General features: G+C 70.9%; 21 protein-coding genes and 1 pseudogene. 8 read left to right on the top strand and 14 right to left on the bottom strand.

Going from position 1 to position 21,575, the window contains the following annotated elements; all coding sequences use genetic code 11:
- Positions 1-191: 191 nt before the first annotated feature.
- The 4 genes from CGL27_RS20315 to CGL27_RS20300 all read right to left on the bottom strand — a co-directional run bounded on the left by CGL27_RS20315 (position 192) and on the right by CGL27_RS20300 (position 6,866).
- The gene (locus CGL27_RS20315; RefSeq protein ID WP_078641795.1) at positions 192-1,247 is read right to left on the bottom strand and encodes an FkbM family methyltransferase; all 1,056 of its coding nucleotides are present in this window, start codon (positions 1,245-1,247) and stop codon (positions 192-194) included.
- Complete coding sequence (locus CGL27_RS20310) at positions 1,220-3,064, bottom strand: stealth family protein (RefSeq protein WP_162953031.1); 1,845 nt, start codon at positions 3,062-3,064, stop codon at positions 1,220-1,222. The genes CGL27_RS20315 and CGL27_RS20310 overlap by 28 nt, the downstream gene beginning before the upstream one ends.
- A gap of 86 nt (positions 3,065-3,150) precedes the next feature.
- The gene (locus CGL27_RS20305) at positions 3,151-5,676 is read right to left on the bottom strand and encodes a bifunctional glycosyltransferase family 2 protein/CDP-glycerol:glycerophosphate glycerophosphotransferase (protein ID WP_119994470.1); all 2,526 of its coding nucleotides are present in this window, start codon (positions 5,674-5,676) and stop codon (positions 3,151-3,153) included.
- 155 nt (positions 5,677-5,831) lie between these two features.
- A complete protein-coding gene (locus CGL27_RS20300; protein WP_119989113.1) occupies positions 5,832-6,866 on the bottom strand; it encodes an Lrp/AsnC family transcriptional regulator in 1,035 nt (344 codons plus the stop codon).
- A gap of 134 nt (positions 6,867-7,000) precedes the next feature.
- Here CGL27_RS20300 and CGL27_RS20295 point away from each other — a divergent pair, with 134 nt between their 5' ends.
- The 6 genes from CGL27_RS20295 (at position 7,001) to CGL27_RS20270 (ending at position 12,256) form a co-directional block, all read left to right on the top strand.
- On the top strand, positions 7,001-7,222 hold the full coding sequence (locus CGL27_RS20295; protein WP_100804530.1) for a hypothetical protein: 222 nt from the start codon (positions 7,001-7,003) through the stop codon (positions 7,220-7,222).
- The gene (locus tag CGL27_RS20290) at positions 7,222-8,694 is read left to right on the top strand and encodes a sodium:solute symporter family protein (RefSeq protein WP_119989111.1); all 1,473 of its coding nucleotides are present in this window, start codon (positions 7,222-7,224) and stop codon (positions 8,692-8,694) included. Before CGL27_RS20295 ends, CGL27_RS20290 begins: the two co-directional genes overlap by 1 nt.
- Before the next feature lie 10 nt (positions 8,695-8,704).
- Entirely contained in the window at positions 8,705-10,369 is a 1,665-nt protein-coding gene (locus CGL27_RS20285) for an amidohydrolase (RefSeq protein ID WP_119989109.1), read from the top strand.
- A gap of 163 nt (positions 10,370-10,532) precedes the next feature.
- Entirely contained in the window at positions 10,533-11,084 is a 552-nt protein-coding gene (locus tag CGL27_RS20280) for a TIGR03086 family metal-binding protein (protein WP_119989107.1), read from the top strand.
- 340 nt (positions 11,085-11,424) lie between these two features.
- The gene (locus tag CGL27_RS20275) at positions 11,425-11,949 is read left to right on the top strand and encodes a hypothetical protein (RefSeq protein ID WP_119989105.1); all 525 of its coding nucleotides are present in this window, start codon (positions 11,425-11,427) and stop codon (positions 11,947-11,949) included.
- Complete coding sequence (locus tag CGL27_RS20270; protein ID WP_119989103.1) at positions 11,936-12,256, top strand: transcriptional regulator; 321 nt, start codon at positions 11,936-11,938, stop codon at positions 12,254-12,256. The genes CGL27_RS20275 and CGL27_RS20270 overlap by 14 nt, the downstream gene beginning before the upstream one ends.
- 128 nt (positions 12,257-12,384) lie before the next feature.
- On the opposite strand, the pseudogene CGL27_RS20265 reads toward CGL27_RS20270, so the two are convergent.
- A pseudogene (locus CGL27_RS20265) lies at positions 12,385-13,233 on the bottom strand (EamA family transporter); the annotation flags it as partial.
- 40 nt (positions 13,234-13,273) lie between these two features.
- Here CGL27_RS20265 and CGL27_RS20260 point away from each other — a divergent pair.
- Complete coding sequence (locus CGL27_RS20260) at positions 13,274-13,798, top strand: MarR family transcriptional regulator (protein WP_119989101.1); 525 nt, start codon at positions 13,274-13,276, stop codon at positions 13,796-13,798.
- 45 nt (positions 13,799-13,843) lie between these two features.
- Here the strand turns inward: CGL27_RS20260 and CGL27_RS20255 are convergent, their stop codons facing one another.
- The 5 genes from CGL27_RS20255 to CGL27_RS20235 all read right to left on the bottom strand — a co-directional run bounded on the left by CGL27_RS20255 (position 13,844) and on the right by CGL27_RS20235 (position 17,610).
- On the bottom strand, positions 13,844-14,671 hold the full coding sequence (locus CGL27_RS20255) for a phosphotransferase (RefSeq protein WP_240450575.1): 828 nt from the start codon (positions 14,669-14,671) through the stop codon (positions 13,844-13,846).
- A gap of 72 nt (positions 14,672-14,743) precedes the next feature.
- A complete protein-coding gene (locus tag CGL27_RS20250; RefSeq protein WP_119989099.1) occupies positions 14,744-15,643 on the bottom strand; it encodes a hypothetical protein in 900 nt (299 codons plus the stop codon).
- 307 nt (positions 15,644-15,950) lie between these two features.
- Positions 15,951-16,493 carry a DUF4232 domain-containing protein gene (locus CGL27_RS20245; protein WP_119989097.1) on the bottom strand — a complete coding sequence of 181 codons (543 nt, stop codon included), beginning with the start codon at positions 16,491-16,493 and terminating at the stop codon, positions 15,951-15,953.
- A 117-nt stretch (positions 16,494-16,610) separates the two neighbouring features.
- Entirely contained in the window at positions 16,611-16,733 is a 123-nt protein-coding gene (locus tag CGL27_RS52130) for a DUF397 domain-containing protein (protein ID WP_240450574.1), read from the bottom strand.
- Positions 16,696-17,610, bottom strand: coding sequence for a helix-turn-helix transcriptional regulator (locus CGL27_RS20235; RefSeq protein ID WP_119994469.1), 915 nt, complete (start codon positions 17,608-17,610; stop codon positions 16,696-16,698). The genes CGL27_RS52130 and CGL27_RS20235 overlap by 38 nt, the downstream gene beginning before the upstream one ends.
- A gap of 168 nt (positions 17,611-17,778) precedes the next feature.
- Here CGL27_RS20235 and CGL27_RS20230 point away from each other — a divergent pair, with 168 nt between their 5' ends.
- Positions 17,779-18,234, top strand: coding sequence for an ATP-binding protein (locus tag CGL27_RS20230; RefSeq protein ID WP_119989093.1), 456 nt, complete (start codon positions 17,779-17,781; stop codon positions 18,232-18,234).
- 10 nt (positions 18,235-18,244) lie between these two features.
- Here the strand turns inward: CGL27_RS20230 and CGL27_RS20225 are convergent, their stop codons facing one another.
- The 4 genes from CGL27_RS20225 to CGL27_RS20210 all read right to left on the bottom strand — a co-directional run bounded on the left by CGL27_RS20225 (position 18,245) and on the right by CGL27_RS20210 (position 21,535).
- On the bottom strand, positions 18,245-18,658 hold the full coding sequence (locus CGL27_RS20225; protein ID WP_119989091.1) for a Dabb family protein: 414 nt from the start codon (positions 18,656-18,658) through the stop codon (positions 18,245-18,247).
- Positions 18,659-18,694: 36 nt separating this feature from the next.
- Positions 18,695-19,306, bottom strand: a complete 612-nt coding sequence (locus tag CGL27_RS20220) for an ABC transporter permease (protein ID WP_119989089.1) — start codon at positions 19,304-19,306, stop codon at positions 18,695-18,697.
- A 229-nt stretch (positions 19,307-19,535) separates the two neighbouring features.
- Positions 19,536-20,579: a medium chain dehydrogenase/reductase family protein gene (locus CGL27_RS20215; RefSeq protein WP_119989088.1), complete on the bottom strand. Its 1,044-nt coding sequence runs from the start codon at positions 20,577-20,579 to the stop codon at positions 19,536-19,538.
- Between the two features lie 296 nt (positions 20,580-20,875).
- A complete protein-coding gene (locus tag CGL27_RS20210; RefSeq protein WP_119989086.1) occupies positions 20,876-21,535 on the bottom strand; it encodes a TetR/AcrR family transcriptional regulator in 660 nt (219 codons plus the stop codon).
- Positions 21,536-21,575 lie beyond the last annotated feature (40 nt).

Genomic DNA, 21,575 nt, shown 5'->3' with positions numbered 1-21,575 from the left:
GATGTTGGTCGGACTGGATCGCCGAGCAGTTTTACGGACCTGTCAAATGCCCTTGAACCGAAATTGTTTCAGCCGTCGGACGATCCGGCAGCCCTGACGGTAGGAGTCATCAGGGCATCGGGAAGGGGCGGGGTGGGGAAGACCACGGCCCGCCCGCGACCGGCGAACCCCCACCACAAGCCCCCACCCCCTCACCCCCGCAGCGAACCGCTGCCCGTCGCCTGGGCGCCAGGCGCCCGCCGCGCCGGGACGACGGCCCGCCGGGCCAGCGCGGCCGCCCCCGCCAGCCGCAGCAGCCCCGTACGGGGCACCCGCGTCGCACCCCGCGGCGAGCGGTAAGGCGCGTTCCAGCCGTAAGGGAACGACGCCTTATCGGTGCTGATGATGTTCGTCGTCTCGTCGCACGCCAGAATCGCGATCAGCCACCGCCGCACCGCCCGGTGGAACGCCGGGGTCAGCGGCCGCGGGGCCAGTAGCCAGTCGCGGCACTGGCCGCTCACCGCGGACCGGTAGGTCGTCTCGTCGTAGCGGTGCCAGGGGGACTCCGGGGTGATCGGGTGGAGGCCGTAGTCCATGGCGGTCAGCGGCGCGAAGGCGGTGCGCAGCGCGTTGTGGTCGGCGCCGGGGAGGAGTTCGCACACGATCCAGGGACGGTGGCGGCGGATGGTGTCGTACGACCCGCGCAACACGGCCGCCTCGAAGGTCTCCACATCGATCTTGATCAGATGCGGGGTGATGCCGCGCTCCCCGGTGAACGCGTCGACCGTCGTGACCGGCACCGTCACCGACTCGGTGTGCCGGCGGTGGGCCGGGTTGAGCGAGTTGGAGGACTCCGACTTGTGGGAGAAGTACAGCTCGGCGGTGCCCGGTTCGGCGGCCAGCGCGGTCTGCTGCACCTCGAAGCCGAGGCGGTTGCAGTCCCGGATCCGGCGGCACAGCGCGGCCGTCTCCGGGGTCGGCTCGAACGCGATGGCCCGCGGCCCGCCGTTCCCGTACACCGCGCTGATCAGCGCCGAGTACAGCCCGATGTGCGCGCCGATGTCGTACATCGCGCTGCCCTCGGGCGCCTGCTGGGCCAGGGCCAGCAAGGTGGCCTGGGTGGTCGGCTCGTAGCCCGCGAGCCCGGCGCGCCGCAACTGCCGCTGTACGGCGGTCTGTTTGCGGCTGAGCACATTGAGCGCCCGCGGATACGGCCCGCCCGCCTCGAGGACGTCCGGGTTCAGGGGAAGGGTGATGGCGAGGGGCATGGCTGCCGCGTCTCCTGTCGGGTGACGGCCCGCTCCAGCGGGCTGGGGAGGGGGAAGTAGGCGTCGAGGAAGGGGCGGACCAGAGCGAGCTGGTCCTCGAGGTCGTGCTCGGAGGAGACCGTGTCGTTGAGGCAGAACGCCTGGCAGTGGCGCGCCCGCAGCAGTCTGGCCAGCCGGGCGCGGATGGTGGGCTGGGCCAGGTCGAAGTAGTCGTAGCGCAGCTGGGCGGGGACCGCGCGTCCGGTCAGGAAGGCGTAGTAGTGGTGGAGCGAGGACGGTACGGAGATGTCCGACGTCGACCGCACCCGGCTGGCCATGGTCGCGCGGACCGCGTCCGGGAACTCCTTCTCGATCTCGGCCAGGACGCTGGTGCGCAGGGCGTGCGGGGTGTGCTTCATCTTCTGGGTGACGGCCGGGCCGAACCGTTCCTCCAGCAGCGCCCGGTTGTTCTTGCCCGCCGCCGATACGGGCACGTCGCCGGGGCCCACGGGGGCCAGCGGGATCAGCGCGCGGGACGGGAAGAACTTGGAGACGCCGTTGGCCAGGAAGAAGTCCTGGGGGGTGACCGGTGAGCCGAGGAAGACGTCGTCGTTGAAGTAGAGGAAGTGCTCGGCGAGTCCTTCGATGTGGTGCAGCCGGGTCTCGATGGCGTGGGAGTTGAAGGTGGGCAGCACACTGGTGTCGTCGAAGATGTCGTGATGGTCCACGACGGTGATCCCCGGGTGCGAGACGGCGAGCCAGTCGGGCACCTGACGGTCGGTCACCAGATAGATGTGGCGCACCCAGGGGGCGTACATGTAGAGCGAGCGCAGGGAGTAGCGCAGCTCGTCGCGGTTGGCGTAGCGGGCGGCGTTGGCGGCCTGGGCGTGATAGCCCGCGCCCGCGAGGGCCGCCCGCCGCCGCTGCCACTGCGGATCCGAGCCGTCGACCCAGGTGTAGACGACGTCGATGGGGAAGCGGACCTCGTCCGGCAGCCGGGTGAGGAACTCCGGGCGGGTGCGCACCAGCGGCCCCGGCTGCCAGCCGATGGCCGGGGCGAGCCGGGTGAACAACTGGTCCGGGGCGCGGACCGGCTCGCCGACCAGCGGCACCGACGCGGTGGTGCGGTTGAAGCGCGGCGCGATCAGCACCCGCTCCTCGCGCTGCCCGCCGGGCTCCCAGAACTCGATGTCGCAGCCGTGCGCCGGGCCGAGGACCAGCCGTCCGCCCGGCCCGGCATGGAAGCGGGTGAAGCGGACCACGGGGGCGGCGGCCAGCCGCCGCCAGGCCCGTCGCGTACCGCCGAGCCGGGGCGGGGCCGCCGTCGCCCGGCCCCGCCGCGGGGGCAGGGAGACATACCCGGCCTCCTCGGCGCACAGCGCGGACACCGCCTTGACCACCTCCGCCCGCTGATCGGCCCGGACGCCCACGGCCGAGCCGACGTTGCTGTGGCAGCGGACCACGAAGTGGTCGATCCGCGCCCGGTCCAGCGCCTCGCACACCAGCCGCAGATTCTCTCCGCGCGCGAACAGCGGGGTGGGGGAGGGGGCCAGGGTCACCACGAGGGCGCCCCGCGGCCCGGCGACCACCATCCGGCCGGACCCCGCCAGCAGCCCGGCCCGGCGCATCCGCCGCCGCGCCCGGCGCAGCCGCAGCGCGCCGGAGGCGGCCGACAGCCCGCCGAGGCCCCGCATGGCCGCCCGGCGCAGCCCGGGGCCGGTCACGGCGACGACCGCGCGGCGCAGTGGCAGCGGGACCGTGCGCCGGTATCCGCGCACCAGCGGCGGCGGGTCGGCGAGCCAGGGGCGGGGGGCGGCGGGCGGTGCGGTGAGGGGCATTGTGCGTCCTGGGTCGGGGCGTCGGGACGGCGGGCGCGGCGGTTCCCGCGGCGGGTGGGGCGCGGGGGCCGGTGGGGGTGGCGGGGCTAGTGGGGGCGGCTCCGGTGGGGGAGTGAGGTGGCGGGGGCGGTGGCGGGAGCGGTGACGGGCGCGGCGGCCGGTGAGGCGGCCGGAGAGGCGCACACCACCCCGGCCCGTCGCGCCGCCCGGGGCTCGGCGGGCCGGTCGGGACCGGCAGGAACGGCGGGACCGGCAGAGCCGCCAGAACCGCCAGGACCGGCGGGAACGTTCGGAAGGGTGCGGACGGCGGCAGGGGCGGGGCGGCGCTCGGCGAGCGGGACGACGGGCGGCAGCAGTGCGGGGCGCTCGCCGAGGAACACCCGGCGCACCACGCGTTCGGCCGCCCGCCCGTCGTCGTACGGGCAGAAGCGGGCCCGGAACGCGGCGCGCAGCGCGGCCGAGCGCGGACCGCACCAGGCGCCGCCGGCGAAGAGGGCGATCAGTTCGTCCTCGGTGCGGGAGACCGGGCCGGGCGGGGCGGCGGTGATGTCGAAGTAGGCGCCGCGGGCGGCGCGATAGGCGTCCCAGTCGTCGGCGTGGATGACGATGGGGCGGTCGAGGTTGGCGTAGTCGAACATGAGGGACGAGTAGTCGGTGAGCAGCGCGTCGGCAGCCAGGCACAGCTCCTCCACCCGCCCGTACCCGGAGACGTCGAGCACCCGGCTGTACTCGGAGACGTCGAGCGCCCGGCCGTGCCCCGAGACGTCGAGCACCCGGCCGTGCCCCGAGACGTCGAGCGCCCGCCCGGTGGGGCTCACCACGCTGGTGGCCGGGGCATGGAAGTAGTGCGTCCTGACCAGCAGGGTGAACCCGGGGCCCAACGCGCGGGCCACCCGCTCCAGATCCAGCCGCGGCACATAGCGGCGCTGGTAGTCGCGGTGGGTCGGCGCGTACAGCACGGCGACGGTGCCGACAGGGATGCCCAGCCGGGCGCGCAGCCTGGCCACCTCGTCCTCGGTGGCGCGCTGGAAGACGTCGTTGCGCGGGGCGCCGTAGGGGAGCGTGGTGTAGCCGGAGGGGTAGACCCGCTCCCAGACCAGGGTGGTGTGGCGGTTGGCGGAGAGGCTGTAGTCCCAGCGGTCCACCCGCTCCAGCAGCTTGCCGAAGTCCATGCCGCGGGCGGCGGCCGGGCGGTCCCGCAGATCCAGGCCCATGTGCTTGAGCGGGGTGCCGTGGTGGGTCTGGAGATGGATCTGACCAGGCCGTTTGCGCATCCCCTGGGTGAAGTTGACGTTGTTGACGAGGAAGCGGGCGCGGGCCAGCGCCGTCCAGTACGCGGCCGAGCCGGGGTGCAGCCGCCGCACCCCGGGCGGCAGGGTGTGCGCGTACTCGGGGGTGGTGATCCAGGCGGTGCGCAGCCCCGGCGCCAGCTCGCGGACCTTCGCCTCGATGGCCGCCGGATGGCAGGCGTAGCCCCGGTGCCAGTACGCGGCGAAGACGGCGAGCCCGGGATCGACGGGGCGGCACCGCTGCACCCGGTAGTGCAGCCACAGCGCCGCGCGGCGGGCCCTCGTGAACGCCGTAAGGCCGCGTTCGGCGGTGCGGCGGCGCACCCGGTCGGCGCCGCGCAGCAGGTGGTACGCCCGGCGGGCGCCCAGCCGCAGCAGCAGACCCCGCCACCGGGCGCGGCCGGGCGGGGTGGCCGCGCCGAGCGGCCGGTAGCGGCGGTGGTGCGCGCCCGCCCGGCGGAAGAACTCGGCCCGGGCCCGCACCGGCAGCCGCCCCGGCGCGGCGGCGATCACACCGAAGTGGTCGACCATCCGCTGGAACAGCGCCGGACGCCAGTGGGCGAGCCCGGGCCGGGTGTCGAGAAACCGGAACACCCGGTCGTACTGCTCGAACACATCGAGGTGGCGGCGGCTGGTGGTGCGCAGGATCCCGCCGCGCCGCCGCTGCCGGTAGTGCACGCACACCCGGTCCAGGACGGCGATGGACTCGGCGGTGAGCAGCACGGGGAAGGTCCAGGGGGTGTCCTCGTAGAAGCCGGGCGGAAAGGCGAAGCCCTCCTTACGGACGAAGTCCCGGCGGTACGCCTTGTTCCAGGCGACCATCAGCAGCCGCAGCAGCTCGGGCCGCTGGTCGAGCCGGAAGACCTGGCGGGCGTGCGGGTCCTCGGGATCTTCGGGATCGCCCTGCCGGAGCAACTCGGCCCGGACGTTCCGCACGGCCTCGCCCGTCCAGTCCACGCGCGCGTAGTCGAAGACCAGCACCTGCGGCTCGCCGGTCCGCGCCAGCCGGTCGGCGATGGCGCGCAGCGAGCCGGGGGCGAGAGTGTCATCGCCGTCGAGGAAGAGCAGATAGTCGCCGGTGGCCCGGCGGATCCCGGCGTTCCGGGCCCGGCCGAGCCCCGCGTTCTCCGGCAGATGCACGGGCCGCACCCGGGGGTCGCACGCCGCCGCCTCGTCGATGATCGCGCCGCAGGCGTCCGGGGAGTGGTCATCGACCGCGATCAGCTCGAGATCCGTGAAGTCCTGCTCCAGCACGGACCGCAGACAGTCGTTCAGATACGGCTGGACCTCGTATGCGGGCACGATGACGCTGAACCGGGGCACGGCGCATCCCATCGGTCGACGCGGCAATGATGATTTCTCACACCATCATCTGAATGCCTGTCAGATGGGGCGGCGACGTGGCGGGGCGCCCCGCAAAAGCCCCCCGTTCGGCCCAGCCCACAACGGCACTTTTCGGAATGTGAACGGCGCCGCCGTCACACTGAGGCAGGGGCACGCCACAGGTCGATGGGGACGGGGCGCACCGCCCGGCCCTCGTCGTCCAGAATCCAGCCCATCCGTTTGAAGTTCGCCAGTGTGAGCGACCGGTCGACCAATGTGATCTCCGGGAACCGCTCGACCAGATACTCCTCCAGCCGCCGGCTGTCCGGCACCGACCGCACCCAGCCGTTGACCACCAGGTTGTGCGCCGAGGAGATCGAGGCGCACATCCGCACCGCCGGCACCCCGGACAACGCGGAGCCCACTCTCGCCAACGCGGCCGAAGGAACGTTCATCCGGTAGGTGACGAACACGGGGTAGTTGGACCGTGAGTGCGCGATCTCGCACCGTGGCACCAGCACGCCGGTGCGGAGCAGCCGCGAGGTGCGCCGCCGCGCGGTGGACTCGCTCATCCCCGTACGCTGTGCCAGTTCCTGGTAGCCGAGCCGTCCGTCGTGGCCGAGCGCCAGCATCAGCGGGATGTCCTCGGGTGCGGGGGTGGGGTCGGGCTCCTGGGCCGCCGGGTCGTCGCGGCTATCGAGCATGACCTGCCGCTGGTGGCGGTCCAGCGCCCGCAGGTCCCAGCGGGACCCCTCGGTGAGCAGCTCGGTGACGATCTGACTGCGGGTGGCCAGCACCCCGTCCAGGCGGCCGATCACGTCGGTGAGGAGCCGGGAGAGCGCTGCCAGGTCCGAGACCAGCACGGTGAGCAGCAGGTCCTGCTGCCCCGAGGTGTGTTCCACGCTGGCCACCTGTGGTTGTTCCACCAGCCCGGCCACCACCGAGGACAGCCGCGAGGGCACGCAGTCCACCTCGACGAACGCCTCCACATGGTGCCGGGCGATGAAGCCGCCGCCGTACGCGGTCACCCAGGCCAGCCGGGCCTCCGCGAGCCGCTCCCAGCGCCGGGCGGCGGTGACCGGGCTGATGCCCAGCGCCCGGCCGACCAGCGCCCAGGAGGCCCGCGGCGCGGTCTGCAGCGCGGTGACGAGCGCGAGGTCCGTCTCGTCCAGATCGGCGGAAAACTTCATGCGCGCTATCTGAATGCCGGTTTGCTGCAAAATCAAGGCCCTGTTGCCAGCGAGGGCCGATGCTGCTGCGACCCGATCCCGCCTCGCAACCAACGACGCGGGCTGGAACCCTTTCCGGAGTCCGGAGCACAAACATGCCCCTTGCGCTGACACTTCTCGCCGTGCCCGTGGTGGCACTACTGGCGGCCGTGTGGCTGCCCTTCGTGAACGGTCCCCAGTTGTGGCTGGGGCTGCCCTCGCTGCTGGTCTGGTCCGTCGGATGGGTGCTCGCACTGACCCCCGCGCTGGCCTACGTGGAGCGTTGCCGCAACGCCACCGCCACTGCCACCGCCACCGCCACCGGGGAGGAGCGCTGATGTCCGTCACGCTGCTCGTCTGCATCCTGGGCATGGTCGCCATCGGCGCCCTCGGTCTGCTCGGCCGCCGTCGGCCCGCCGCCAGCCTGGAGGAGTGGAGCGTCGGGGGACGCAACTTCGGCGCGTTCACCACCTGGCTGCTCCAGGCCGGCGAGATCTACACCACCTTCACCTTCCTCGGCCTCGCCGGACTCGCCTGCACCTCGGGTGTGGCCGTCACCTACGCGCTGCCCTACCTGCCGCTCGCCTATGTGGGCCTGTACGCCATCGCGCCCGTCATCTGGCGGATGGGACGCGACCGCGGCTACCTCACCCAGGGCGACTTCTTCGCCGACCGCTACGGAAGCCGCCTGTTCGGCGGGCTCACCTCCGTCCTCGGCGTGGTCTTCCTGCTGCCGTATCTGCAACTGCAGATCACCGGACTCGGTCTGGTCATCCAGCTGGCCACCGGCAACAAGGACGCCGGCACCCCCGCCATGATCGCGGCCTCGGTGCTGGTGGTCGCCTTCGTGCTGTGGTCCGGCATCCAGGGCGTCGCCAAGGCGGCCTACCTCAAGGACGCCCTGATGGTGGTCGCGCTGCTGGCGATGCTGGTGATGGTCCCCGCGCACTACAACGGCGGCATCGGCCACCTCGGCGCCCAGCTGCGCGAGCACCACTCGGAGCTGCTGAGCGTGCCCGCCGGTGGACCGTTCGGCCAGGTGTGGTTCTTCACCGCCATGCTCACCAGCCTCTTCAGCGTCCTCTTCCTGACGATGCCGCAGGGCTGGGCCCCCGTGTTGGCGGCCGGCAGCGAGCAGGCGCTGCGCAAGAACAGCATCTGGATACCGGTGTACGGCGCCACCCAGGCCATCCCGATGATCGTCGGTTTCACCGCACTGACCACGCTCAGCGGCGCGGCCTCGGCCAACGGCAACGGCGTCCTGCTGCAGCTGGCCTCCGGCGCGATGCCCGACTGGCTGCTCGGCGTTATCGCGGTGGCCGCGGCCGCGACCGCCATGGTGCCCTCGGCGGGCATCGTGCTCGGCATGTCCACCCTGGTGGCCCGCAATGTGCTGCGCCCGCGCGGCGCCCGTGCCGGGCTGCTGGTCAACCACGGCACGGTCGTCATCGCGGTCACCCTCGCACTGGTGCTCGGGATCACCCGCCCCGACGCGCTGGCCAATCTCCTGCTGCTCACGTACAGCGGCCTGGGACAGATGGCGCCCGCCACCGCCGCCGCGCTCACCCGCCGCCCGCTGCTGCGCGCCTGGTCGGCCGGCGCCGGCATCGTCGCCGGCGAGGCGGTACTGATCTGGCTGACCTTCGGCGATTCCTACCACGGAGCCATCAGCACTGGGCTGATCGCACTGGCCGTCAACGTCGTGGTCGCGGGCGCCGTGGAACTGGTGCTGCGGGCCCGCAGCGGTGCACCCGTACTCCCGGACGAGCCGTTCGCCCCCTCATCCGCCTCCGCCCCCACCACAGTCTGAGGAGCACGCCATGACAAACCCAGCCGCCGCTCCGCGGTCCGCCTCCCCGGTGTCGGCCGCCGCATCGCACCGGCCGGAGAGGGTGCGGATCTTCCACGCCCGCGCGATCACCACCCTCGCCGGACCGCAGACCCAGGCCCTTGCCGTCCTGGCCGGCCGGATCGTCGCCACCGGTGGTCTGGCCGAGTTGTCCGCGGCCTTTCCCACCGCCGACCGCACCGACCTCGGCGACGGCCACGTCGTACCCGGCTTCCACGACGCGCACTGCCATCCCTCCTGCCTCGCCGAGACCAAGCTGCGCCTTCACCTGGGCAGCGGAGACACCTCAGTGCCGCCGCGTGAGCGCATCGCCGCCGCCATCGCGGCCACCCCACCCGGCGGCTGGGTGACCGTCGAGGGTTACGACCCGCGCGCCGACCCCGAGGACCGGCTCGACCGAGCCGCCCTGGACGCCCTCGCCCCGGGCCGTCCGGTGGTGGTCATCCACTTCTCCTGCCATATGGCCGTCGCCAACTCGCCCGCGCTGGAACTCGCCGGGTTCCGGGACGGCGACCCCGCCCCGGCCGGTGGCGACCTGGGCCGGGACGCCACCGGGCGGCTGGACGGCTGGATATACGAGCGGGCCTGGTTCGACGAGTGGTACCGGGCGGTCGGCGAACCCGAATTCCTGCCCAGCCACAGCATCGAGGACCTCGTCGAGCCGCTGGCAGAGGTCTGCGCCGACCTGCACGCCACCGGTATCACCTCATGGTGCGACGCCTTGGTCACCCCCAAGGAGCTGCGGCTGTACCAGCTCGCGTCCGAGCGCGGGCGGCTGACCGCCCGCGTCGGCATGCTGCTGTGGTTCCGCTACCTCGACGAGTTGCGCCGGGCCGGGCTGCGCGCGGGCTTCGGTGACGAGTGGGTGCGGGTGGTCGGCGTGAAGCTGATGGCCGACGGTGCGCTGGCGGGCGGCACCTGTCTGTGCAGCAGGCCGTACCGGGCGGAGACCGGCGGTGACAACGGCATCCAGGTGATGGGCGACGAGGAGTTGGCGGCCACGGTGGAGGCGGCGCACGCCGCCGGGCTGCGGGTCGGCGTCCATGCCAACGGCGACCTGGCGGTCGGCAAGGTGCTGGACGCCATCGAACGGGCCCGTGCCCTGCATCCGCAGAACACGGTCAACCACCGGATCGAGCACTGCAGCATGGTGGACGACGCCCTGATCGAACGGATCCGCCGCAGCGGGGTCACCCCGGTCCCGTTCGGCTCCTTCGTCCACGGGCACGCCGCCAAGCTCATCGGCTACTACGGCGACGAGCGCGCCGAGCAGGTGTGCGCACACCGCAACCTGCTGGACGCCGGTATCACTGTCGCGGGCTCCTCCGACTACCCGGCCGGACCGCTCAACCCGCTGCTCGCTGTCCAGACCATGGTCACCCGGCGCACCGCGGACGGCCGGGTGCTCGGCGCCGACCAGCGGCTGACGGTTGCCCAGGCGCTCGAGGTGTACACCGCCGGATCCGCTCACGCCACCGGCGAGTCCCACCTCAAGGGTCGCCTGGCACCGGGGATGCTCGCCGACTTCGTGGTGCTCGGCGCCAGCCCCTTCGACACCGACCCGGACGGTATCTCCGAGATCCCCGTCCAATCCACCTGGGTCGGCGGCCGCCGGGTGTGGTCCGCCGATTCCTGACGCCTGCGGCCGCGCTCGCTACCGGGTTCAGACCCCGCGCTCGCTACCGGGTTCAGACACCAGGAGCGGACCGAGGTCCCCGGTGGAGAAGCAGACCGATGAGTTCTTGTTCCGCGGGGCGTCTGCCTATGTGACCGCAGGGCACGACCGAGGAGAAGAATCCGTGATCGACCTGAAGCCGGCCTGCCACCAGATGATCGACGTGCTGGCAGGCGTGAGCAATGAGCAGCTCACCAGTCCTACTCGCTGTACCGAATACACCGTCCGTGACCTCATCACCCACGTTGACGGGGCTTCCCAGGGATTCTCCGGCATCGCTCGCAAGGACGTCGGCACTGCCGCCGCCGAGCCGGCTGCCGCGAACCTTGGCGACGACTGGCGGGGAAGCGTCGCCGAGAACGTGCGGGCACTCGGCGACGCCTGGGACGACCCGGCGGCCTGGCGGGGCAGGACCGATGCCGCGGGCGTCGACCTGCCGAATGACACATGGGGGAAGATCGCGCTCACCGAGATAGTGGTGCACGGCTGGGACATCGCCAGGGCCACCGACCAGCCCTTCGACCTCCCCGACGACACGCTGCGAGCCTGCTACGCCCACGTAGCCACATTCGTCCCGAACGCTCCTGTCGAGGGCCTGTGGGGCCCGGCCGTCGAGGTCCCCACCGACGCTTCGCTCCTCGACCGGATCGTGGCCATCACTGGTCGGCACCCGTAGCGTCGGTCTCGCGGCAGTACTTCGAGGCGCGATGAGATCGCTCGATCTCCGCGGGTGACAGAAGACCCTGAATGCGTGGCGGCGCCCCAGCCCAACGCCCCGCCACGCATTCCGTCACCTCAAGAGCTCCCTTTCGAACCCCAGAGCAATCCAGTCCTCGTTCTCCGCCTGCCACAGCAAAGCCGAGGCGATTGGCCTCACCACTGGGTGGTCGCAGCCGTCGCGGGTCCGCCAGGGAAGGACATGACTGTCCTGTCGTTGACTATTCCACTTGGGCGAACTAGTTTCCTGTGTGGAAACTAGTTCTGTTGGAGCATGTCCAAGCGCCTGGAGGTACCCCATGTCCGACCGCGTGACCCCGCCCGCCGATGCCGCCCGCGCGCTGCGCGACATCGAGCAGCGCCGCGAACAGGCCCGCGCCTCGGAGCAGGAATCCCGCTGGGTCGGCGTCGTGTTCGGCGTCGCGATCTTCGCCGAACTGGCGGCACCCGACTTCTTCGGTGACGACGTGCGCTCCGGGATCTCCCTGGCGGTCACCGCATTGATCGTGGCGTACGCGGTGATGTTGCGAACCCCTCGCGGTGGCGCCCTCCTAGGTCGGCCCACCCGCGTGCGCAGGAGCGAGATCTCCCCGCGTTTCGCACGGCCGGCCCAGCTGACGATCGTCGCCGTCGTGCTGATCGGCTTCGTCGGTGCACCCTTCATGCCGGATCACCTGTTCCCGTACGCGGGGGCGGTGGCGGGTGCGGTGCTCGGCGCCACCCTCATCATCTTCGGCCGCAGTTTGCAGCGGGGCCTGAACTCCCTGGCGATGCGCGGCGACGGTAAGGCCGGCATGAACGGTGTCGCCCATGGATCCCGCTGACTTCGACACCGCCCTGCTCGACCCGACGAGACTGTCGATCGTGTCGCTGCTGGTGGGTGTGGAGTGGGCCGAATTCGGATGGGTGCGCGAGACGGTGGGAATGTCGCCCTCCGCACTCTCCAAGCAGGCCGGCACGCTCGAGGCCCGGGGCTATGTCGAGGTGAAGAAGGGCTACGTGGGCAAACGCCCCCGAACCTGGCTCGCCCTCACCCCGACCGGACGGGCCGCACTCGAAAGACATGTGGCGGCGCTGCACCGCGTCGTGGAGGAGTCGCGGCGGGCGGCCGCGGAGCGACCCGACGCCTGATCAGCCGTGGCGGGGCCGCTCCGCGGCCGGGTCACATGCTTGCGCCGCCAGGGCGGGCGTCGGCGGGCGTCTGATTCGGGCCGGGGGGGGCTGACGTTCCCGCCGTTGGCCGCCCGACCACCGGCGCGTCGGTCGGCGCGCCTGGGGCGCCCCAGGACGACGCCCGCCAGGACCATGGCCAGCCCGCATATCTGCTGAACGGTCAGCGCCTCTCCGGCGAGCGCCGTGCCGAGCAGTACGCCCGTAACGGGGTGGAGGAGTCCGATCAGTCCCACCGTGCCCGCGGGCAGATGCCGCAGTCCGGTGAACCACGCGGTGAAGGCCAGGGCGGTGGCCACCAGGGCGACGTAGCAGAACGCGACGCATACGGGTGGAGTGAGCGCGGGCGGAGTGCCCTCCACGGCCGCCGCGACCGGAAGCAGGAACAGTCCTCCGGCGGTGAGCTGCCAGGCGGTCGAGGCGAGCAGATCGGCGTCGCCACTCCACCGCTTGGTCAGGACGTGGCCGAACGATGACACCAGTACGGCCGTCGCCGAGGCAAGGATCCCCGGCACGCTCGCCCCTGCCCCCATGAGCAACATGAGACATACACCGGCGAGCCCGATCACGGCCCCGGACAGGTGCGCGGTCCTGGGCCGCTCGGACACCAGGGGCCACGCGATGAACATCATCGTCAGCGGGGACACCGCCATGACCGTCGATGCGACGCTCGTCGGTAGTAGCTGCGAGGCGGCATAGACCAGGACGAAGAACACGCTCACATTGAGCAGCCCCAGCACGGCGGACCGCCACCACCACACGCCGTAAGGCCGTCGCCGCCGCAAGGCCAGCAGGGCGAGACCCGCGGGCAGCGCCCGCAGGGCGGCCCCGTACAGCGGGCGGTCTGCCGGGAGGAACTCCCGGGTGACGTAGTAGTTGGCCCCCCAGGCCACCGGCGCGACCGCGGTCAGCGCCACCCAACGCACATTAGCTTCCATGGAAGACAATATAGCTTCCTGAGAAGCTATATTGTCTTCCATGGAGGACCGACAACCGATGGACCATGTGGCCCGTATCCAGGCAGAGTGGCGCCGCGAGCGACCCGAGATCGACGTCACCCCGCAAGGAGTGATCGGCCGACTGCACCGTCTGGCCGACCGGCTCAGCGAAGAACTCCGCCTCGTCTACAGCCGCTACGGCTTGAGCGAGGGGGAGTTCGATGTGCTGTGCGCGATCCGACGCGCAGGCGAGCCGTACGAACGCGCACCCGGCGAGCTCGCCGTGCACACCATGGTCACCACCGGCGCGATGACAAAGAGAATCGATCGCCTGGAGCGCGCCGGACTCGTCACCCGCCGCCGCTCCGGCGGCGACCAACGAGGCCGGATCGTCGCCCTGACCGGCCCCGGACTGGAGCTGATCGACCGAGCGTTCGCCGACCACATGCGCAACGAACGCCGCCTGCTGGATCTCCTCACGCCCACCGACGCCTCGGCACTGGAAACGCTCCTGACGACGTGGCTCTCCTCCATGGAGCACCCCCACACGTCCGGCAGCGACTGACCGACCCCCCGGATTGCGACCAGCGTTTCGACTGGCCGCCCTGGACTATCGACCGGGCGCACCCAAGCCGAGGTCGTCGGCGTCGGCGTCGGCGGCGCAGCCGTCGCACCTGGCATGGGCCGGGGACGGCGGGCGAGGCGCCACTCCTCGGTGAACCGCCCACGCCCGAGCGGCTGTGACCATGTCGTCGAGCCAGGAGGCATCAGGGAACCGGCTGGCCTGCGACCGGTACATGCGGAAGGTGGCGGTGGCGAACGCGTCGATCGCGGCGGGGTCCGCATTCCTCCATGCCTGGCAGTGAGCGGCCCAGGACTCGGCACCCTGGGCCGTGTGCCCGGCCGCGATGAGCTGAATGACGAGGCAGGCTACGTCAATGAACGCAGCCCCCCTCGTCGGCCAGGCCCAATCCACAGCCCACATGCGGTCCTGGCCGACGATCAGGTTGCTCGGGTTGATGTCCGTATGAAGCAGCCCCTCGCCCCGGAACAGATCCGCCTCCGCCTTGTCGCGGACGAACCGGTCCCAGCGGGTCTCAGGCCAGTCCCGTGCGACCTCGGGCGAGGCGAGCGCGCTGATCCGGTTCAAGGTGTCGACCACGGCGGGCAGATCCGGTGAGCCGGGCCCGAAGTCTGCCGACCGCCCTTCCACCACCTCGAACCCCAAAGCAATCCAGCCCTCGTTCTCCGCCTGCCACAGCAAAGCCGGGCCGACCGGCTTCACCGCTGGGTTGACCAACGCCTCTCGAACCAGGGAGTCCCGCCGCCCTCCCGGCCGGTTACGCATTGCCTTGACGAAGAACGGACCCTTCCCGCAGCGGATCAGGGCTGTGAGGTCCGAACTGAAACCGCGCGAGGCGGGCTCCACGTCGGCCACGGGCCCCGTGTAGGGGTGGAGAAGGCTCCAGAAGTGCTCCGGGAGAAGGCCGTTGCTCATTGAGTCCTTCGCTCAGCAGGCCGTCCGCAGATTCTCCCCGGAGGCGGCGGCCGTGGGTTGTTCGTGTGCGGCTCGGCAGTCGCGGCAGCGGCCGCCGTTCGCGGAGCGGAAGGCGCGGTCGCAGCCGTCGCAGGTCCGCCAGGGGAGGACGGGCGGTGGGCTGGGTGGCGCGACCGGGGTGGGTACGGGGAGTGGAGGTTCGCTGAGGCGGAAGGCGAGGATGCGGGCCGGGCGCGTCAACAGATGGTCGGGGAGGCGGGTGGTGAGTGCACGGGTTACCTGCGTGGGTCCCACGCCCGCAGCGAGCCACTGTCCGACAGTCGGAGCGAGGTTGGCCACCTCCCGCCGGGACAGGATCAGCCGGGGGTCGAGGATGCGCAGCGAGGTGAGGATGGCGACGGCCTGTTCGTCGGCGTCGGCGAGTGAGGGCGGAGTCGGGGTGGGGCTGGTGTCCGCATCGGCTTCCGGCTTGGGTGTGTGCGGTGTTGTCTGCGCGGCGGGTGCCGTCTTGGCCCCGTTCGGCCGGGGCCTTCGGGGACGCGGTGGGGTGGGTGGGCCACCGCCACTTGGGACGTCGCAGAAGTAGGTCCGGGTACGGATGACGCCTCCGGGGCCGCGTTCGCGCCGCCGTTCCAGGTAGCCCGCGGACTCCAACTCCCTTAACGCCCGCGAGATCAGGATCTCGCCTTCGCTGAAGTGCTCGCACAGTGCGGCGATGCTGACGGGTGTGCCATCGGGGAGCGAGGAGATGTAGGCGGCGACGCCGATGGTGACCGCGCTTCCGCGCCGCTGCGCGAGGGCGTTGGCGATCACGGTGAAGTCGGCGGTGAGGTGGGTGCGGACGTGGATCACGCCGGAGGTCGGTGCTCCGGCCTCGGCGCGCGTGGGCGCGTTAGACTGCGGGCCAGCCATCGGGAAGCTCGTTTCTTCCGGATCGGTCAGGCCCTCGATCGGGATGCCAGTCCCGGCCGGGGGCCGTCGTCTGTTTGCGGTTGTGTTGCGGTGAACGTAACGACCGGCGTGCTTCGCCCGCAAGCTGGTCACTCGTACGGGTGACCAGGAGGAAGGGTGGGTGGGCGGGTAGTTCTTTATCCCGGTTCTTTGGGGGAGTTCGTGGCCCGCCGGGCCCTCGCGTACGAGGGTCCGGCGGGCCCGGAATGACGACGCGGACCGGCCCCTGGCCGACTCAGGGACGGCGGTGAGGGGCTGTCCGGCTTGGTTACAGCCCGACCGGGTTGAGGTAGGTGGCCGGGTGGGTGGCGCCGTCCTGCTTGAGGATCTGGCCGCCGAACGGCCACTTCAGGGTGAAGTGCGCCGTCTCGTTCGGCGGGGTGACCAGGAACTTCGCCGGAACGAACTTCTCCTTCTGCGGCGTGGACTCGGCCACCGGGAGCAGGTTGATGCTGAAGTCCGTCGTGTCTCCCGGCCCCAGGACCATCTTTTCGGGCGCCTTGGAGGAGCGTGCCAGCGACCAGGTGCCGTCAGTCCCCTGAGCGCCGATCATGTCAACACCGGCGAAACCGGACAGGGTGCAGGTGCGCGTGCTCTTGTTGGTGAACCAGATGTACGCCTGGGTTTGCCTCTCGGTCTGATCCATCTCCGGCTTCGCGTCCTCCCCCATGGCGAAGCCGGCCTTCAGGTCGGCGGTGTGGCAGCGGGTCGGCCCGGCCTTGGCGGTGGCGGCCGAGGCCGGGATGGCCGTAGCGGCGGTGCCGGCGACGACGAGGGCCGCAAGGGCCACGGCGGTCAGCTTGCTCTTCATGAAGTTTTGGGTCCCCTCGAATGCGAATCGGCGCGCGAAGTCAGTGCGCGCCTGCGCACCTGAAGATGTGTGAAGTCCGGGGGAGGTTCCGTGCGCCGGAGAGCCTATTTCCGACAGTCATGCCCCCAACTTCAGCTCATCAATGAAGGCGGCCCAGGAACCTGCCGGGAAGACCAGCGCGGGGCCGTCAGGCCGCTTGCTGTCACGGACGGGGACGACGCCGGGTATGCCGTCGGACACCTCCACGCAGTCGCCACCCGCCTGATTGCTGTAGCTGCTCTTGCGCCACGCGGCGCCGTTCAGATCGGGACGGGACACTCGCTCCACGGTGGTTGCCCTCCATCACGGATCGGATCATGTCGAGCGACATGAGCGGGGGCAGAGATGCTGCCCGCAGCCGATCGTAGGACAGCGCGTACTGCTTCACATCCTTTGGTTCCTCGATGAGTTGACCGAAGTCGGCTCCTTCTTTGTAGGCGACTTCGTCGCTGTCAGGCAGTGTCAGCACGGTCAGGGATCCGCCCATTGCCTCATGCCCGCCCTCGTCGAATGGCAGGACCTGCACGGTGATGTGGCGTTCAACGGCTGCCTCCAACAACCGGTACAACTGGGCTCGCATGACCGAGTGGCTACCGATCGGGCGTCGTAACACCGCCTCGTCCAGGACCACCCATAGCTCCGGCCGGTCCGGTGAACGGAGTCGTTCTTGCCGTCCGAGGCGAGCGGTGACGCGTTCTTCCAACTGCTGCTCGCCGCTGAGCAGGGGGTCGAGACTCAGCACCGCGCGCGCGTAGTCCTCGGTCTGTAACAGACCAGGCACCACATGCGCTGCGTACTGCCTGATGGACACCGCCCGCTCCGAGTACGCCATGAACGCCCGCGACCAGTCCGGGAACGCCTCCCGGTAGACGTACGGCCACATGTCGACGAGCAGGCTGTCCGCATCGAGGACGGAGTCGAGCGTCCGCGCCAGCTCGAAGGTCGGTTTCGCCCCGGACGCGCGCTCGATCTGGGTGATCCGGGTGCTGACCACATGCGTCCGCTCGCCCAGCTCGGCCTGGGTCAGACCGGCGGCCGTACGCAGTCTGCGGACCCGCGATCCGAACAGCGCCGCCATCGACGAGCGAGGATCAAGCTCTCTGGCCAAAACATCACTTCCGTTCCTTACGACCTGAAAGGTAAGGCGTCATGGCCTTTCGAGCGTAGACCCGCACCACGATCCTTAGGCACGGAACGTCACGATGTGCACACGCTGCGAATCGTACGGACAATCGATCGGACGGAAATGGACAACACCGTGCTGAAGACGACCACGGCGCCGGAGCCGGAGCCCGAACTCCGGGAACTCACCCAGCAGTTCTCCTCCACACCGCGCGGAGCGCGTCTCGCTCGGCGGCTCGCGGTGCGGCGGATGGAGGAGTGGGGTTATCCGCCCGCGTCGGACGCGTCCTGCACGGTGGCCCTGCTGGTGGCGGAGCTGGTTTCCAACGCCGTACGGCACGGCCGGGTGCCCGGGCGGGACTTCCGTCTCCGCCTCGCCTGCGTAGCCGCCACGCGGACGATCCGTATCGAGGTCTCGGACGCCCGCGAGGACCGCCTCCCGGCCGTTCCGTCGGCGCCGACGGCCGATGACGAATCGGGGCGTGGGCTCCTCCTGGTCGACCTGCTGGCCACCCGCTGGGGCACGACCCCTCGTATCCCCGTCGGTAAGACGGTGTGGGCCGAATGCGGTGCGCCGTGAGGTGACCCGGTCAACTCCCGCGCGCAAGGGCGCTGCTGCCGGTGTGGGAGTCGAGGCCGGACAGCAGCTCGGCGAGCCCGGGGTCGGCTTCGTAGTGCCGCTTCTGCAGCTCTGCGATCTTGGCGCCCAGTTCTGGGTGGGGGGTGTCGGAGATGTCGAAGCTCTCGAACTTTTCGATCAGAGGGAAGCCGACTCGTTCCGATGTCACGTGCACCGGGTGGATGAGGTACTCCCAGTACGCATCCAGATCTTCCAGGGCGAACACCGCACTCCAGTCGAAGTCGCTGTTGTATTCGCGGCCGAAGATGAACGATTTCACTGCGGGGATGGCCCGGCCCTGGTCCTTGAGGCAGTCCAGCGCCTCGTCGATCCGCTGGGAGGTGATGCCTTCCCTGAGCTTCATGCGGATGCCGTGGTAGATCATCGGGTTCTCCTTGCCGTGGTGGGTGAAGGTGGGTGGTCAGCGGACGCCGAGGCGGCGGCGTTCGAGGGTGGTGGCGACGGCGTAGGCGCCGCCGCCGGCGATGGCGAGGACCCAGTAGAGGCCGGGGGTGCCGAGGAAGAGCGCGGCGGTGGAGGTCAGCGCGAGCCAGACGCCGAGGCCGTAGTGCAGGACGTTGCGGCGTGCGGCGCCTTCGCTGACGTAGAGCAGGCCGACAATGAGGCCGGATCCGGTGGGCCAGAGCATGGACTGCAGGTCGGGCATCTCGACGGCGGATGCCAGGCCGGTGATGGCGAGGAACAGGGCGGCGAAGCCGATGAGCCAGGAGGCGCCGAGCAATTTGCCGGACAGGAGGTCCGGCCCCGCGGCGCCGCGCTGGGCGCGCAGGGCGGCGCGGGTGGCTTGGATGGTGCCGGCCGCGAGCCCGGCACCGAGGAGTGCCATGGGCAGCCAGGAAGGCAGATCGAGCAGCGGGCTGGTGCCCTTGGAGAGTGCGGCGGAGCCGTGCCCGAACACGTAGGCCAGTCCGAAGCCGATGTAGGCCGCGCGGTTGTCGACGTCGCCCGGTGAGCGCATCGCGGCGGCGGTGTTGGGGGCGGTGACCTGGGGGACGGCGGTGGCGAGGGGCATGACGGATCCTCCGGGGTGGTGGGGTGGGGTGAACTGACGAGACGGGCGGACCGGCAGAGGTGGCCGAGAGCCGGCAGGTGTCGTGCGTGGTCCGGGAAGCTGCCCGTGTGCCGGGCCGAGTGGGTGGTGCGTGGCGGTGGGCCGCGAGATGCCGCGTGGCATCAGCGGGTCGGCCGCCGCGGTCAGAGGCGTGCGGGAGGAGAACGCGCCGGGTCAGGCCCCGGGACGGTCAGGCCCCCGGGACGAGGACGACCTTGCCGACGACGGTGCGGGACTCGGCGAGCGCCAGCGCCGAGGCGGCGTCGGACAGCGGGATCTCGGCGGCGATCTGCGGGGTGAGGACGCCGTCGGCCACCAGGCGCAGCACCTCGGTGAGGTCCTCGGTCAGTCGGCGCCGCCATTCCGTCCGGCAGCGCCGACCCGCCCAGAAGTTGTAGAAGTGCGCGCTCCTGCCGTTGGGCAGCGAGTTCCACGCCGCGAGCTGCCCGAACAGCTTCAGTATCGGCAGTTGCGAGCTGCCCTCTTCGTCCTTCGTCGCCGCGGTGCCGTACGAGACCAGGGTTCCGCCCCGGCGCAGCAGCCGCCACGACTGCACCACTCCGGGGCCGCCGACGTGGTCGAAGACCGCGTCGACGCCGTCCGGCGCGATCCCCCGGATCTGGTCGTACATGTCCGGGTCGCGGTAGTCGACCGGGATCGCGCCCAGTTCGCGCACGCTCGCGTGGTGCCGCGCCGAGGCCGTGCCGATCACCGTGATCCCGGCGTGCCGGGCCAGCTGCACGAGGATGGAGCCGACACCGCCGTTGGCGCCCAGCACCACGACGGTTCCGCCGGCGCGCACCTTGGCCGTCCGGTGCAGCATCTGCCAGGCGGTGATCCCGTTGACGACCACGGTCTCCGCCATGGCCGCGTCCATGCCGTCCGGCACCGGCGTCAGTTCCGCGGCGTCGATCAGCAGATGACTGGCCCATGCGCCGACCTTGGTGACCGCGGCGAACCGGCGTCCGGTCATCCCGGCGTCCACGCCGGGCCCCGTCGCGGTGACGGTGCCCACCACGTCGTACCCGGGCACGAAGGGGAACGGTGGCTGGTTGTAGTACTTGCCGCGGCGCATCTGCTGCTCGGCGAAGCAGACTCCGGTCGCGTCCATCCGCAGGAGGACCTGGCCCGTGTCCGGAGCGGGAAGGTCGCGGGTCCGGACCTCCAGGCCGCTCGGCTCGACCGCGCCGGGCAGGACGATCTCGGTGGCGCGGGTGGCGACCGGCGTACTCATGGGGGCTCCTTGAGGCTTCGACTGTGTGCTTACGCAAGTAAGGCTACGCATGTAAGTCGAGTGCGGGCAAGGGGCTACGGACGTAAACTTCGCGCTGTAAGGTTACGGATCGAAGAAGACCGGCGCGGGCCTCGTTGTGGACCGGTCTCAAGGCGACCGGTCTCAAGAAGGGGTGAAGGCCCTCGAAGGGGGGATCGCCGGGCTCGACGCCCCCGGGTGCCGCGCAAGGCGGGGGCGCTGTCTCTGGCGGCGCGTCCGTCGTCCCTGGCGGGTGTGTGGGTTGCCCGGGGGCGGTGTCAGGCGTCTTTGAGGCAGGTGATCCTGGTGATGATGGAGTCGGCGATGCTCTCCTCGGACCAGGGGAAGGCGCGGATGACGGCACGCTGGTGCGCGAGGCCGTGCAGGCTGAGCCACAGCGTGATCGCGTCGAGCGACGGGTCGCTGATGGCGCACTGGCCCGCGGCGGCGCAGTCCGTAAGAACGTCGACGAGTACCTGTATGGCCGTCGAGCCGAGGCTGACGAGGTCCTCCTCGGTCAGGGAGTTGTCGCCCAGGGTTGGCATCCAGAGGCCGCCGAACATCGTGCGGTAGCGCTCGGGGTGGCTCTTCGCGAAGGCGAGGTAGGACCGGCAGACGGCATACAGCTGTTCTCGTGGGTTGTCACCGGCCTCCTGTGCGGCGGAGCGCAGGAGGGTTGCCAGTTCGGCGAATTCCCGCTGTACGACGGCCAGCATGATGGCCGGCTGGTCGGGGAAGTGCGGGTAGATCGACGGGGCGGCGATGCCCACTTTGCGGGCGACCGACCGCAGGGTGATGGCGTGTTCGTCGCCGGTCTCGTCGAGCAGTGCCGCGGCGGCGGAGACGATGTCCTCGCGCAGGCGGCTGCCCTCGCCGCGACGGTTGCGTGCGCGCGCCCGTTTCGGTGCGGCCGGGCCTGCCGCGCTGGTCTTCTCCACTCCGTAACCTTACACCCCGAAGTTTATTGGCGTGAACCTC

This window comes from Streptomyces sp. 11-1-2 (assembly GCF_003595545.1).
GTDB classification, from domain to species: Bacteria; Actinomycetota; Actinomycetes; order Streptomycetales; family Streptomycetaceae; genus Streptomyces; species Streptomyces hygroscopicus_B.
This window is presented reverse-complemented; position numbering and strand designations above follow the sequence as displayed.